The sequence below is a fragment of the Ligilactobacillus aviarius genome (assembly GCF_001654615.1).
GTDB lineage: Bacteria > Bacillota > Bacilli > Lactobacillales > Lactobacillaceae > Ligilactobacillus > Ligilactobacillus aviarius_B.
Genome location: NZ_LWUD01000040.1, coordinates 1 through 14035, shown reverse-complemented (window position 1 = coordinate 14035; position 14035 = coordinate 1). Strand labels below are relative to the sequence as shown.

Below are 14035 nucleotides of genomic sequence, written 5' to 3'. Positions count from 1 at the left end.
AAGCATGCTTAAATAATTAATTTAAGTGTGAAAATCGAAAGATTTTTATAGAGGCGGGTGGAGGTATAGCCTCTATCCGCCTTTATTTTATAGTGAAATTGGCTTCAAAAACCGATTTAACTACCAAATTTATATTTATGGAGGTTAGGCACTATGGCTAAACTTATGGTATCTGATTTAAAAGATGACCTTAAAGGTAAAAAAGTTTTAGTTCGTGTTGACTTTAATGTTCCGATTAAAGACGGCGTTATTGGTGACGACAACCGGATGACAGCTGCTTTACCAACAATCAACTACATTATCGACAACGGTGGAAAGGCAATCTTGTTCTCACACCTTGGTCGTGTAAAGACTGAAGAAGACAAGAAGGCTTTGACATTGAAGCCAGTTGCTAAGCACTTAGCAGAATTATTGAACAAGCCAGTTACATTTGTTCCTGTAACTCGCGGTGCTCAATTAGAAGACGCAATCAACAACATGAAAGACGGCGACGTTTTACTTGTTGAAAATACACGTTTCGAAGACTTAGACGGTAAGAAAGAATCAGGCAACGATCCTGAATTAGGCAAGTACTGGGCATCACTTGGCGATGTTTACGTAAACGACGCCTTTGGTACAGCTCACCGTGAACACGCTTCAAACGTTGGTATCGCTTCAAATATGAAGGCTGCCGGCAAGAAAGCTGCTGCTGGTTTCTTACTTGAAAAGGAAATCAAGTTCTTAGGTAACGCTGTTGACAATCCAGAACACCCATTTGTTGCTATCTTAGGTGGTGCAAAGGTTTCAGATAAGATCGGTGTTATCAACCACTTGATCGACAAGGCTGACAAGATCATCGTTGGTGGTGGGATGGCATACACATTCTACGCAGCTAAGGGTATCAAGATCGGTAACTCATTAGTTGAAAAAGACAAGATCGAATTAGCTAAGGAAATCATGGAAAAAGCTGGCGACAAGTTAGTTCTTCCAATCGACAACGTATGTGCTGAAAAATTTGATAACGATGCTCCAAGCAAGGTTATCGAAGGCGATATTCCTGATGGTTACATGGCATTAGATATCGGACCAAAATCAGTTGAAGAATTCGAAAACGTTTTGAAAGACGCTAAGACAGTTGTATGGAACGGACCAATGGGCGTATTCGAAATGCCTAACTTCGCAAAGGGTACACTTGAAATTGGTAAGTTCTTAGGTACATTGAAAGATGCTACAACAATTGTCGGTGGTGGTGACTCAACAGCTGCTGTTAAGAAGTTAGGTGTAGCTGACAAGTTAACTCACATCTCAACTGGTGGTGGCGCATCACTTGAATATCTTGAAGGTAAGACATTACCAGGTATTGCCGCTGTATCAGACAAATAATTAATTTGATTCAGATAGGGAGGGCATACCTCCCTATTTTTATTGAAAGAAAGGATGAAGATTATGCGTACTCCAATTATTGCAGGTAACTGGAAATTAAACAAAAACCCACAAGAAACAACTGAATTTGTAAATGCTGTTAAGAGTGAATTACCAAAGAACACAGATGTTGAAACATTGATCTGTGCTCCAGCAGTTGATTTGCCAGCATTGATCGAAGCAGCTAAGGGTTCAGAATTACACGTTGGTGCTGAAAACTGCTACTTCGAAGACGAAGGTGCTTACACAGGTGAAACATCACCAAAAGTATTAAATGAAATGGGCATCGACTATGTCATCATCGGCCACTCAGAACGGCGCGGCTACTTCCACGAAACAGATGAAGACGTCAACAAGAAGGCAAAGGCAATCTTTGCAAACAACATGAAGCCAATTCTTTGCTGCGGTGAATCACTTGAAACTCGCGAAGCTGGCAAAGCAGAAGAATTCGTTGAAGGCCAAATCAAGGCTGACTTAGAAGGCTTATCAGCAGACCAAGTTTCAAACATGGTAATTGCTTACGAACCAATCTGGGCAATCGGAACAGGTAAGACAGCTACAGCTGACCAAGCTGAAGAAATGTGTGCTGCAATCCGCAAGACAGTTGCTGACTTATACGATGAAACTGTTGCTGACAAAGTTCGCATCCAATACGGTGGTTCAGTAAAGCCTGCAAACGTTAAGGAAATCATGTCAAAGGAAAACATTGACGGTGGTTTAATCGGCGGTGCTGCTTTACAACCAGACTCATTCTTACAATTAGCTCACTACAAAGACTAATTTTTGAATGGATTTACGTTGAAAGTTTAAAGTAAAACCAGTAAAATAATACATGAAAACAATTTCTAAGATTGTTTATCAAAGTTAAAGGAGATTATAACATATGTCTGCAATTACAGAAATTTATGCTCGCGAAGTCTTAGACTCACGTGGTAACCCAACAGTTGAAGCTGAAGTTTACACAGAAGCAGGTGCTTTTGGTCGTGGAATCGTTCCTTCAGGTGCTTCAACAGGTGAACACGAAGCTGTTGAATTACGTGATGGTGACAAGTCACGTTACATGGGCAAGGGTGTTTCAAAAGCCGTTGCTAACGTAAACGACGTTATCGCAAAAGAAATCGTTGGTTACGAAGTTACAGATCAAGTTGCTATCGATAAAGCAATGATCGCTTTAGACGGTACACCAAACAAAGGTAAGTTAGGTGCTAACGCAATCTTAGCTGTATCAATCGCTGTTGCACATGCTGCTGCAGATGAATTAGAAGTTCCTTTGTACAACTACATCGGCGGATTCAACGCTCACGTTATGCCAACACCAATGATGAACGTTATCAACGGTGGTGCTCACTCAACAAACAAGGTTGACTTCCAAGAATTCATGATCATGCCTGTAGGTGCTCCTTCAATGAAGGAAGCTGTTCGCATGGGTTCAGAAACATTCCACCACTTACAAGCAATCTTAAAGGATGCTGGCAAGGCAACTGCTGTTGGTGATGAAGGTGGCTTCGCTCCTGACTTTGCTAACAACGAAGAACCATTACAATACCTTGTACGTGCCATTGAAGATGCCGGCTACAAGCCAGGCAAGGACGTTGCAATTGCAATGGACGTTGCTGCATCAGAATTATGGGATGACGAAAAGAAAGTTTACAAGTTACGTTGGTCAACAGGTGAAGAATTCACAACACCAGAATTCATCAAGTACATCGAAAACCTAGTAGACAAGTACCCAATCGTATCTGTTGAAGACCCAATCGACGAAAACAACTGGGATGACTGGGCAACAATCACAAGTGAACTTGGCAAGAAAGTTCAATTGGTTGGTGACGACTTCTTCGTTACAAACACAGAATACTTACGTAAGGGTATCAAGATGGGTTGCGCAAACTCAATCTTAATCAAGGTTAACCAAATCGGTACATTGACAGAAACAATGGAAGCTATCGAAATGGCTAAGGAAGCTGGTTACACAGCTATCGTTTCACACCGTTCAGGTGAAACAGAAGACACAACAATCGCTGACTTGGTTGTTGCTACAAACGCAGGTCAAATCAAGACTGGTTCAATGAGCCGGACAGATCGGATCGCTAAGTACAACCAATTAATGCGGATCGAAGATCAATTAACAAGCAACGTTGCAGAATACAAGGGTATCCACTCATTCTACAACTTGAGCGAACAAGCTCGTCAAGACATTATGAACAAATAATGCTTGATTTCAAGCTTGAAGAGGAAGACCGAATTTCGGTTTTCCTCTTTTTTTTAGTTGCGGATAATGTTATATTTTTTTAAGTAACACTTTTACGTGAAGAGGGATTATCGTGTCAAAAAATAAAGATCAACGGATTGATTTAACCCGATTCAAGTTTATTGTTAAGGGCCTTGGCGTGGGATTGATCGTCGGGTTTGTCGTCAGCTTGTTTCGGTTTTTCATTGAGGTTGGATTGCACTATGCTTTAATTGCTTATCATTATATGCGAAGTCACCCAATATACATTATTCCGTGGGCTTTATTGATGCTTGTGATTGCATTGATCAACTCGCGATTGATCAAAAAGGATCCAGATATTATGGGATCCGGGATTCCACAAGTTGAAGGACAATTAGCCGGTGAAATGGAAATGAACTGGTGGAGCGTTCTTTGGCGGAAATGGGTCGGCGGTGTTCTCGCAATTGCTTCTGGCTTGTTTCTTGGACGGGAAGGTCCTTCAATTCAACTCGGTGCTGCGGTTGGTCAAGGCTTTGCTGAAAAGACGAACCACAAAGGAGTTGGCCGGCGTGTTTTGATTGCTGGTGGCGCGGCTGCCGGCCTTTCGGCCGCCTTCAATGCCCCGATTGCGTCGTCGTTGTTTGTTCTGGAAGAAGTTTATCATAACTTTTCGCCGTTGATTTGGACAACGGCATTGAGTTCGGCGATTGCATCCGATTTTATTTCAATGAATTTCTTTGGCTTGACGCCGGTTTTGCATTTGCATTATTTTGAATCATTCCCAATCAAGTACTATTTCTTGTTGATTTTCTTAGGAATTTTCTTGGGCTTTTTGGGAAAGCTTTATTCATACATGACATTAAATATCGATAAGGTATATGCCAAAATCAAGTGGCTGCCGCGGAACTGGGATTCCGTTGTCCCGTTACTGATGGTTATTCCTCTGGGGTTAATTTGGCCGCAAGTTCTTGGAGGCGGAAATTCGGTTGTTTTAGGGATCAGTCATTTTTGGTCAAGCATTGCAATTTTAATTGCGTTGTTTGCGGTTCGGTTGATTTTCTCAACGATTTCATACGGTTCCGGCCTTCCTGGTGGAATTTTCTTGCCGATTTTGACCCTTGGAGCCATTGTGGGGGCGCTTTTTGGAAAAGTATGCGTCGCAATGGGTTTAATGCCGGAAAAATTAGTGATCAACTGTGTGATCTATTCAATGGCGGGCTACTTTGCCTGCATTGGGAAAGCTCCATTTACGGCAATTCTGTTGATTACTGAAATGGTTGGCTCATTAAGCCACTTAATGCCATTAGCGGTTGTTTCATTGATTGCTTACACCGTTACGGATATTATGCGGGAACGGCCGATTTACGAAGCAATGTTGGATGCTTTGCTTCCAGAAAAGGAAGAGGAAGCCGAAACGTCAACTTTCCAAGACCGAATCGAAATTCCAGTATTTGCCGGTTCGTTCTTGCAGGATAAATCAGTGCGTGATTTCCAATGGCCGAAGGAATGCTTATTGATGGCAATTCGGCGGGGCGAACGCGAATTGATCCCGCATGGTGATACGGTCATTCGAAGCGGCGATACGTTGATCATTTTGACCTCGCATGAAAACCGGGCATGGATCCGCCATCGAATCGATCAGCTTGCCCAGGCGGTCCATGAAAAGAAACAGTTGGCAAAATAATTCAATAAATGATAAAATATAAATTGGTTTTATAACGGAAGAGTGAGGAGGATAAGTGAATTGTATAATACGCTCTTAACGTTACTTGTAATTATCGCGATCTTAATTATTATTTCAGTAATGATGCAACCCGCAAAGACTGATAATGCTTCAACTGCTTTATCAGGTGGTGCAGCTGATCTTTTCAGTAAGCAAAAGCCAAGAGGATTTGAAGCCTTTATGCAGAAGGTAACTGTTGTTTTAGGTATCTTATTCTTTGCGATTGCTTTAGGCTTAGTATATATTTCTTCACATTAGCCAAAAAGAAGGTGGGCTGTGACGTTTGTCGCGGCCCTTTTTTACATAAAAAAGCGAATAGTTAATCTTTAATAAACGAGGAAACGAATGGAAAAACAAGAAATCATTAATGCATTGTATAAAAAGTTTAATGAAGAATCCGACCGGCACTTCACGGTGCAGGAATTGGCAGATTATCTTGATATGAACCATGGAGCCCAGTTTAAGTTCGTTGTTCAAGCATTGACGCAAATGGAACATGACGATCAACTGGGGTTCGACGATGATAACCGGTTCTACTTGAAAAAGCCAATGCCGCATTATGAAGGGGTCTTTCATGCCAACGACCGCGGGTTCGGGTTTGTAACGATCGATCCGGACGAACCGGATTTCTTCATTAACCCGTTAAATACTTTGTCAGCCTTGAACGGCGATGAAGTTGAAATCGAAATGGTTACGCCGGGCGATCCTGAACATGAAGTCCGGCCGGAAGGAAAAGTCGTTGCGATCAAAGACCATGCTTTGACGCAAGTTGTTGGTGAATTCCGCAGCGATGAAGACCAAAACTTACCGCAAGGAATTTTAGGAACAATTCACTTAACCGATAAGAAAATGACGAACCTGCAAGTCTTTGTTGAAGATAAAGGCTTGCACCCGGTTCCAGGTCAAGTTGTGCTGGCGGATATTACGGCTTACCCAAGCACGGCGCTTCCAGGAATGTTGAAGGTTGTTCCAATTAAAGTCATTGGGAACGTTAACGATCCCGGAGTCGACATTTTGCAAGTTGTTTATAAGCATGACATTCCAACTGAATTTCCGGATGATGTGCTTGAAGAAATCAGTCATATTCCGGATTATGTTACGGAAGAAGAAAAAGAAGGCCGCGTTGATTTAACTGATCAAAAATTGGTCACGATCGATAGTATCGAATCAAAAGACCTTGATGATGCGGTCAATGCATGGAAACTGCCAAACGGTAACTTCCACCTAGGAGTTCACATTGCCGATGTTTCGCACTACGTAACTCCCGGCAGTCCGCTCGATAAGGAAGCATATGAACGCGGAACGTCAGTTTACTTGACTGACCGGGTAATTCCAATGCTGCCGCATAAGCTGTCAAACGGAATTTGTTCCCTTAATCCGCACGTTGAACGGTTAGCAATGACGTGTGAAATGGAAATCAATCCGGAAGGGAAAGTTGTTAACCACAAGATTTTCCCAAGTGTGATCAAGTCAACGGAACGGATGACGTACGTGGCAGTCAACAAGATCCTGGAAGCTCATGATGAACAAACGATGGAACGTTATAAGGAATTAGTTCCAATGTTTGAAGACATGGCTGAATTACACAAGATTTTGCTGAAGATGCGGAAACGGCGCGGCGCAATCGAATTTGAAGATGACGAAGCCAAAATCATTTTGGATGACGATGGCCACCCAATCGACATTCAATTGCGGAACCGGGGAACCAGTGAACGGATGGTTGAATCATTCATGTTGGCTGCCAACGAAACGGTTGCAGCGCACTACAACAATCTCAATGTTCCGTTTGTATACCGGATCCACGAAAAGCCGAAGGAAGAAAAGATCACGGCGTTCTTTGAATTCTTATCAGCTTTAGGCGTTGAAGTAACGGGAACGAAGAAGGATATTCAACCGAAGATGCTGCAGGGAATCTTGAAGAAGGTTGCCGGCAAGCCGGAAGAAGCGATGGTTTCAACCATGCTTTTACGGTCAATGCAACAGGCGAAGTATGATGATCATCCAGTTGGCCACTTTGGTTTAGCCGCAAGCGACTACACGCACTTTACGTCACCAATTCGGCGGTACCCAGACTTGACCGTCCACCGGTTGATCCGCTACTATGCTGAAAACGGGACAAGTGAAGCTGCGCAAGCCAAATATAAGGATAAACTCCCTGAGTTAACGAAGCACAGTTCAGAAATGGAACGGCGCGCAATTGATGCTGAACGGGAAACGGATGATTTGAAGAAGGCTGAATACATGGCTGATCACATCGGTGAAGAATTCGATGCGGTTGTCAGCTCAGTAACGAAGTTTGGAATGTTTATCGCCTTACCGAACACCGTTGAAGGATTGATCCACATCAGCGAAATGAAGGACGACTACTATGTTTACGTTGAAAAACAAATGGCATTGGTTGGTCGGCGCTACAAGCGGACATATCGGATTGGACAACCATTACGCGTGAAGTTGATGGACGTTAACGTCGAATTGCACGAAGTCAACTTTAAGTTGCTTAACCCGAAGGATGCACCAAAGACTGATTTATTGAACGGGGTTGATTTGCCCGAATTGAAGAAACCATTCAACCGGAACCGGCGGGATGGAAAGGGCAAGAATAACCATCGTAACGGCAACCGAAATGATCGCCGTAAGGATAACCGCAAGAACGGCTATCGCGGCAACCGGAACAATAATCGGCGTCGGAATAATCAGCATAAACGTAATCAGGACAATCGATACCGCCATTAATTAATTGATTTGAAAGGGTGGTTAGCGATGAAAAAGACAAAAACGAAGGATGCACCGTTAGCTCAAAATAAAAAAGCACGGCATGACTACCAGATTCTTGAAACCCTGGAAGCTGGATTAGTTTTAACCGGAACGGAGATCAAATCAGTGCGGGAACGGCGCATTAACCTGAAAGACGGCTTTGCCCAAATTCACAACGGCGAAGCCTGGTTAATGAACGTTCACATTTCAGAGTATACGCAAGGAAACCGGTTCAATCACGATCCGTTGCGGGCCCGGAAATTGCTTTTGCATAAAAAAGAGATCCAAAAGTTAACGGGGCAGACAAGTGAAAAGGGAATTACGATCGTTCCGCTGAAAGTTTATTTGAAGCATGGCTTTGCAAAGGTCCTTTTAGGAATTGCCAAAGGGAAACATGATTATGATAAACGCGAAACGATCAAGAAGCGTGATCAGGAACGTGAAATTCGCCGAACACTGAAAAATTATCGATAAGAAAAACGCTGTGACGAAAAGGTCACAGCGTTTTTTTACGCTAATTCATTTTGATGATTTTGCTGAAACAACTTTGTTAAATCCGGATTCAACAGTTGTTCATCAAGCAAGGCCCAATAATTTAACAGGGCGATGATCCCGCACACGATCGGTTCGTCTGCTTGGCGGTTAACCTTGATTTCAAGCAGTTTCGGAACCGTTGGTGTAATTTGCGTTTTCATTACCGGACGATGAAGTTCAAATGCCCGGTATTTTAATTGCCGTTGATTTCCCCAGATCAGCCAGTGAAGTTTTTTAAGATACAGTGGGTGATCATAGTTATTGAGAATGCGCCGGAAAGTGCTGATTTGATGATGATCGCAAGTGATCTCAAAGCGTTGGATCTTGCCGGCTGTCAGTTGATTGATTGCAAGCAGTTCATCGCCGTAAAGGGAATTGACAGTAATTTTGCCTAACTGGTTTCCCCATCGGCCATTAACGAGATATTTAACCTGATGATTACAGTTGCGAACGATCAGCGCAGAATCATTGCGCCGAAGGGTTTCGTAATTAATATAAAGTGACCGCATTTTCACCACCAAACTTCTAAAGCATCTTTATTTCCGATTTAATTCTGTCAGGATGGCTTTGCCGACCCCATCATCAACGTTGGATTCGGCCAAATGGTTGGCGATGGCTTTAACTTCGTCAGTGCCGTTAGCCATAGCGTAGCTGACACCGGCAACTTTCAGCATTGAAACGTCGTTGTTGTTATCCCCAATCGCCATCACGTTATCCATCGGAATGTTTAAGGAATCCGCATACCGTTGAAGGGCAATTCCTTTTTGCGCATTCACGTGGTTGATTTCAATGTTGCGTTCGCCGGATGAAGTAACAACTAATTCTGGATTAGCGTCGAATTCAGCGCGTAACGGGTCAAGAACTTTGGGACCGTCTTGACTGAATGCCACGATTTTATAAATCGGATTATGGGGATCTTCCAAAATGTCATTATAGTCTTTTACGTATTGGATATTAACTAATTCCATTCGGGCCGAAGCTAAGCTGACCGCCAGCTTGAACGGGGTATCCGGTTGGATAGAGGCAAGCAGTTCAGCAAAGTTTTCGATCCGTTTGGACTTGTCGTCTGAGCATACCCCATTTTTCGTAACGACTTCAAAGTAAAGCCCGGCACGCTTTAACCGGGCCATGATCTGCCGGGCAATTGACGGCGGAACCGGCGTTGAGACAACGGTCTTTCCGTTTTCGTCAAGCACTAAACCGCCGTTGATCGAGATCATCGGACACTTGATGCCGAACTTCTCAAGCAGGGGCTTGACTTCGTACCAGCAACGCCCTGATGAAACGATAAAGTGAACGCCCTTTTTCTGAGCTTCTTTGATTGCGTCAGCGTTGAACTTTGAGATCGTCATTTCGCCGTTCAGTAATGTTCCGTCCATGTCGGATGCAATGATTTGAATCATAAAATATACCTTCCTTTGTTTGATTACCAATATTTTAACATATTGCAAATGGCAAAATGAATATTTTATTTTTAGCATGATTTTAAATATGGTAAAATGGCGGAAGAGGTGACGATGATGAAAACGTTGATTCATAATGACTGGCAGCAGGTTTTAGAACCGGAATTTGAAAAGCCGTATTACCAACAATTACATAACTTTTTGAAAAGCGAATATCAACACTATCAGATCCATCCAGATATGTACCACATTTTTCAGGCATTTGAATGGACGCCATTTTCAAAGGTCAAAGTTGTAATTTTGGGACAGGATCCGTACCATGAACCGCATCAGGCTCACGGGTTAAGCTTTTCGGTTTTGCCGGGAGTTCCCGTTCCGCCATCGCTGCAAAATATTTATAAGGAACTTCAAAGTGATCTCGGCATTAAGCCGGTCAATCACGGGTACTTAAAGAAGTGGGCGCAGCAAGGTGTCCTGTTATTGAACTCCGTATTAACGGTGCGGAATGGCCAGGCGTTTTCACATCGCGGCAAAGGCTGGGAACAGTTGACGGACGTTGCGATTCAAAAGTTATCGGAGCGTCCCCAACCAGTTGTCTTTATTTTATGGGGCAAGGCAGCTCAATCAAAAGAGAAATTTATCGATCAATCACGCAATATCATCATCAAGTCAGCGCATCCAAGTCCGCTTTCAGCTAACCGCGGCTTTTTCGGCTCGCGGCCGTTTTCAAAAGCCAATGCGGCGTTGGAAGCAATGGGCGAGCAGCCAATCGACTGGCAGCTTCCCGAACACGTTGATGAATCGGAGATGTAGCATAGGAGGAAAGTTGAATGGATTTAATTGAAAACTTAAAGCAAAAGATCAAGGGCAAAGGCATTAAAGTCGTTTTCCCAGAAGGTAGCGATGAACGGATCGTGAAGGCGGCTTGCCGGTTAGCCCAAGACGGCTTGGCCGACCCAATCATTTTAGGAACGGAAACGGAAGTCAATGCCGTGCTGGATGCCAGCCAAATTACGTTGCCATCCAACGCTGAAATCATTGACCCGAAGACGTATCCGGATGACCAATTCGATGAAATGTTAAACGCCTTCGTTGAACGGCGGAAAGGGAAGAATACGCCTGATGAAGGCCGTGAATGGTTGCGTAACGTTAATAACTACTTCGGAATCATGTTAGTTTACATGCACAAAGCGGACTGCATGGTTTCGGGGGCAATCAGTCCAACCGGCGATACGGTCCGGCCAGCGCTTCAAATCATTAAAACGAAGCCGGGTGTTTCCCGGACAAGCGGTTCATTTATTATGACCCGCAACGACGGTAAGGAAACGTACGTCTTTGCCGACTGTGCGATCAACATTAACCCGTCAGCGGAAGAATTAGCTGAAATTGCCGTTGAAAGTATTAAGACGGCCCGGTTATTTGACATTGATCCGAAGGTTGCCATGTTGAGCTTCTCAACGAAAGGCTCTGCCCATTCAATGGAAGTTGCGAAGGTAATGGAAGCAACGCAAATTGCCCAAAAGAAAGCTCCGAATGAAATGATCGACGGCGAATTGCAATTCGATGCCGCCTTGATTCCAAGTGTCGGCGCAAGCAAGGCACCGGGATCAGAAGTTGCAGGGCAAGCCAATGTCTTTGTTTTCCCTGACTTGCAATCTGGAAATATTGGTTACAAGATTGCCCAACGGTTAGGCAACTTCACGGCGATTGGCCCGATCTTGCAAGGCTTGAACCAACCCGTTTCAGACTTATCCCGGGGCGCTTCAGAAGATGACGCATACCAAGTGGGAATTATTACCGCAGCTCAAACTTTAATGGAGTAAGAAAATGTTAAAAATCAAAGTTGAATCAGCAGAACAAACGCAAGCAATTGCGAAGAAAATGGGACCATTGTTGCAGGCCCGCGATATTCTTTTGCTTGACGGTGATCTGGGAGCCGGCAAGACGACCTTCACCAAAGGCCTTGCAGAAGGACTCGGAATTCACCGCAACATTAAGAGCCCAACATTTACAATTATCCGTGAGTATCAACAAGGACGCTTGCCGTTGTACCACATGGACGTTTACCGGCTTGAAGAAACCGGCGGCGATGACCTTGGCCTTGAAGAATATTTTGAAGGCGATGGGGTTTCAGTTGTTGAATGGTCACAATTTGTCGGTGATGAAATTCCGGCTGACAAGTTGATTATTCATTTAAAAAAAGATAATCACGATGATGACATTCGCTACCTTGAATTTGAACCGCACGGAAAGCGGTATGAAGAATTGGTGAACGAGTTAGAAAAGCAATTGTAGAAAAAAGGAGACCGCGACATAAATCGCAGCCTCCTTTTTCTATACACTTTGCACATACGGCTTCAGTGCCGGCGTACCAAAATGATTGATCTGTTCAAGTAAAATATTAGCGCAGGCCTCGCAGTCATCAAGCGCGTTGTGGTGATGCTCAAGGTTAATGTCGAGCGCATCGCAGACGGTATTCAACCGGTAATTCGGCAATCCTTTATAGAACGCCCGGCTGGTTGCCAGCGTATCAAGGGAGAGGTAATGCGGTTCCGGTAATTGATAGTGTTCCAGTGTTTTCTTGAGAACGCTGTTGTCAAATCGTGCATTGTGAGCGACCACGATTTGATCCGGACCGAAGAATTGCTGAATGTGCGGCCAAAGTTCATTGAATTTCGGTGAATCGGCAACCATTTCCGGTTTGATGCCGTGAATCTGAATGTTGCGCCAGAAAAAGTCTGATTCTGGTTTGATCAGTGAATATAATTCATCAACGATTTGATTATTTTGAACAACGGTTAGCGCTAACGAGCAGGCACTATCCCGTTTGCCGTTGGCCGTTTCAAAGTCAATTGCCACAAAGTCCATTGGTTTGCTCCTTCAAAGATTTATTGCCATTATTGTATCATTTTATTGCGGAATATTTATAATAAAAATGTTAAAATGAAAAAGCAAGCAAATTCGAGCAGAATTGTGAAGATTTGATTTGAATCAAATTGAGGTTTGAGGGTTTTAATATGGATTTTGAAAAGTTAACAGTTAAAAAAGAATTACAGGGAATCGAAGTTCAGTTTGATGAACCGCTCGCAAATTACACCAATACCTGTACGGGAGGTCCATCTGATATTTTAGCGTTGCCGGCTTCAATTCAGGAAGTCAAGCGCGTAATCGACTGGACGAATCAAAAAAACGTGCCATTGACAGTCATCGGCAACGCCAGCAACCTGATCGTTAAAAACGGCGGAATTCGCGGCATGGTCATGATCTTGACGAAATTAGACCGAATCAAGTTATTAGCGAACCAAATTATCGCGCAGTCGGGTGCATTGCTGATCGATGTTGCGCAAAAGGCAAGCGAGGCCAGTTTAAGCGGTATGGAACCTTTGTCAGGAATTCCAGGCAGTGTTGGCGGGGCGGTCTTCATGAACGCTGGCGCATATGGTGGCGAAATTTCACAGGTCGTCAAGTCGGTTGAAGTGATTACCCGTCAAGGTGAATTAAAGACTTATCGCGGCAATGAATTGCGTTTTGGTTACCGCCACAGCCGGCTGCAGGATGAAGATGAAATTGTTTTGCAAGCAACCTTTTCATTGAAGGCTGGAAATCAGGAAGAAATCATCAACGCCATGCGCGAATACAGTTTCTTGCGGGCTTCTAAGCAACCCCTTGAATACCCATCATGCGGCAGTGTTTTCAAACGCCCAGTGGGACACTATACTGGAAAATTGATTCACGATGCGGGACTTCAAGGGTTTCAAATCGGCGGTGCGCAGGTTTCAAAGAAACACGCCGGCTTTATCGTCAACGTTGATCATGCGACCGCAACGGATTACATGGATGTGATCCATCACATTCAACAAACAATCAAAGAAAAATTTGACGTTGATCTTGAAACCGAAGTGCGGATCATCGGTGAAGATTAATGATAAAAAATTGATTTTACGGGACTGTGGCAGCTGTCACGGTCTCTTTTTTCGCGCCGAAAAAAGAAAAGTGTAAAAATGATAAAAT

General features: G+C 43.7%; 14 protein-coding genes. 11 read left to right on the top strand and 3 right to left on the bottom strand.

Features of this window, described 5'->3' with window-relative positions; genetic code table 11:
* Positions 1 to 153 precede the first annotated feature (153 nt).
* The 7 genes from A3O17_RS05990 (at position 154) to smpB (ending at position 8561) form a co-directional block, all read left to right on the top strand.
* Positions 154 to 1362 (top strand): phosphoglycerate kinase, encoded by a 1209-nt coding sequence (locus A3O17_RS05990; RefSeq protein WP_064207794.1) that lies wholly within the window; start codon positions 154 to 156, stop codon positions 1360 to 1362.
* Between the two features lie 63 nt (positions 1363 to 1425).
* Entirely contained in the window at positions 1426 to 2181 is a 756-nt protein-coding gene (gene tpiA / locus A3O17_RS05985; protein WP_064207795.1) for a triose-phosphate isomerase, read from the top strand.
* A 103-nt stretch (positions 2182 to 2284) separates the two neighbouring features.
* The gene (gene eno, locus A3O17_RS05980; protein WP_057826818.1) at positions 2285 to 3610 is read left to right on the top strand and encodes a phosphopyruvate hydratase; all 1326 of its coding nucleotides are present in this window, start codon (positions 2285 to 2287) and stop codon (positions 3608 to 3610) included.
* Between the two features lie 112 nt (positions 3611 to 3722).
* Positions 3723 to 5294: a ClC family H(+)/Cl(-) exchange transporter gene (locus A3O17_RS05975; RefSeq protein ID WP_064207793.1), complete on the top strand. Its 1572-nt coding sequence runs from the start codon at positions 3723 to 3725 to the stop codon at positions 5292 to 5294.
* Positions 5295 to 5354: 60 nt separating this feature from the next.
* Entirely contained in the window at positions 5355 to 5591 is a 237-nt protein-coding gene (gene secG / locus A3O17_RS05970) for a preprotein translocase subunit SecG (protein ID WP_064207792.1), read from the top strand.
* Positions 5592 to 5678: 87 nt separating this feature from the next.
* On the top strand, positions 5679 to 8066 hold the full coding sequence (gene rnr, locus A3O17_RS05965; RefSeq protein ID WP_064207791.1) for a ribonuclease R: 2388 nt from the start codon (positions 5679 to 5681) through the stop codon (positions 8064 to 8066).
* A gap of 27 nt (positions 8067 to 8093) precedes the next feature.
* Positions 8094 to 8561: an SsrA-binding protein SmpB gene (gene smpB / locus A3O17_RS05960; protein WP_057906548.1), complete on the top strand. Its 468-nt coding sequence runs from the start codon at positions 8094 to 8096 to the stop codon at positions 8559 to 8561.
* 35 nt (positions 8562 to 8596) lie between these two features.
* On the opposite strand, the gene A3O17_RS05955 is transcribed toward smpB, so the two are convergent.
* On the bottom strand, positions 8597 to 9130 hold the full coding sequence (locus A3O17_RS05955) for an LURP-one-related/scramblase family protein (RefSeq protein ID WP_064207790.1): 534 nt from the start codon (positions 9128 to 9130) through the stop codon (positions 8597 to 8599).
* Between the two features lie 27 nt (positions 9131 to 9157).
* Positions 9158 to 10024, bottom strand: a complete 867-nt coding sequence (locus A3O17_RS05950; protein WP_064207789.1) for a Cof-type HAD-IIB family hydrolase — start codon at positions 10022 to 10024, stop codon at positions 9158 to 9160.
* 117 nt (positions 10025 to 10141) lie between these two features.
* Between A3O17_RS05950 and A3O17_RS05945 the strand changes: the two genes are divergently transcribed.
* From A3O17_RS05945 to tsaE, 3 genes are read left to right on the top strand one after another with little or no spacing between them, the layout of a single operon-like run.
* A complete protein-coding gene (locus A3O17_RS05945; protein ID WP_057826825.1) occupies positions 10142 to 10837 on the top strand; it encodes a uracil-DNA glycosylase in 696 nt (231 codons plus the stop codon).
* A 17-nt stretch (positions 10838 to 10854) separates the two neighbouring features.
* Positions 10855 to 11847: a phosphate acetyltransferase gene (gene pta / locus A3O17_RS05940; protein WP_064207788.1), complete on the top strand. Its 993-nt coding sequence runs from the start codon at positions 10855 to 10857 to the stop codon at positions 11845 to 11847.
* A gap of 4 nt (positions 11848 to 11851) precedes the next feature.
* Positions 11852 to 12319 carry a tRNA (adenosine(37)-N6)-threonylcarbamoyltransferase complex ATPase subunit type 1 TsaE gene (gene tsaE, locus A3O17_RS05935; RefSeq protein WP_064207787.1) on the top strand — a complete coding sequence of 156 codons (468 nt, stop codon included), beginning with the start codon at positions 11852 to 11854 and terminating at the stop codon, positions 12317 to 12319.
* Between the two features lie 39 nt (positions 12320 to 12358).
* On the opposite strand, the gene A3O17_RS05930 is transcribed toward tsaE, so the two are convergent.
* Positions 12359 to 12892: a 3'-5' exonuclease gene (locus A3O17_RS05930; RefSeq protein ID WP_057826828.1), complete on the bottom strand. Its 534-nt coding sequence runs from the start codon at positions 12890 to 12892 to the stop codon at positions 12359 to 12361.
* 149 nt (positions 12893 to 13041) lie between these two features.
* Between A3O17_RS05930 and murB the strand changes: the two genes are divergently transcribed.
* Positions 13042 to 13947: a UDP-N-acetylmuramate dehydrogenase gene (murB, locus tag A3O17_RS05925; RefSeq protein ID WP_064207786.1), complete on the top strand. Its 906-nt coding sequence runs from the start codon at positions 13042 to 13044 to the stop codon at positions 13945 to 13947.
* Positions 13948 to 14035 lie beyond the last annotated feature (88 nt).

Excerpts from the sequence above, each read along its gene's own strand:
- eno (WP_057826818.1), top strand. The coding sequence starts at position 2,285 with ATGTCTGCAATTACAGAAATTTATGCTCGCGAAGTCTTAGACTCACGT.
- rnr (WP_064207791.1), top strand. The coding sequence starts at position 5,679 with ATGGAAAAACAAGAAATCATTAATGCATTGTATAAAAAGTTTAATGAA.
- murB (WP_064207786.1), top strand. The coding sequence starts at position 13,042 with ATGGATTTTGAAAAGTTAACAGTTAAAAAAGAATTACAGGGAATCGAA.
- tpiA (WP_064207795.1), top strand. The coding sequence starts at position 1,426 with ATGCGTACTCCAATTATTGCAGGTAACTGGAAATTAAACAAAAACCCA.
- A3O17_RS05950 (WP_064207789.1), bottom strand. The coding sequence starts at position 10,024 with ATGATTCAAATCATTGCATCCGACATGGACGGAACATTACTGAACGGC.
- A3O17_RS05930 (WP_057826828.1), bottom strand. The coding sequence starts at position 12,892 with ATGGACTTTGTGGCAATTGACTTTGAAACGGCCAACGGCAAACGGGAT.
- A3O17_RS05990 (WP_064207794.1), top strand. The coding sequence starts at position 154 with ATGGCTAAACTTATGGTATCTGATTTAAAAGATGACCTTAAAGGTAAA.
- A3O17_RS05955 (WP_064207790.1), bottom strand. The coding sequence starts at position 9,130 with ATGCGGTCACTTTATATTAATTACGAAACCCTTCGGCGCAATGATTCT.
- smpB (WP_057906548.1), top strand. The coding sequence starts at position 8,094 with ATGAAAAAGACAAAAACGAAGGATGCACCGTTAGCTCAAAATAAAAAA.
- pta (WP_064207788.1), top strand. The coding sequence starts at position 10,855 with ATGGATTTAATTGAAAACTTAAAGCAAAAGATCAAGGGCAAAGGCATT.
- tsaE (WP_064207787.1), top strand. The coding sequence starts at position 11,852 with ATGTTAAAAATCAAAGTTGAATCAGCAGAACAAACGCAAGCAATTGCG.
- A3O17_RS05945 (WP_057826825.1), top strand. The coding sequence starts at position 10,142 with ATGAAAACGTTGATTCATAATGACTGGCAGCAGGTTTTAGAACCGGAA.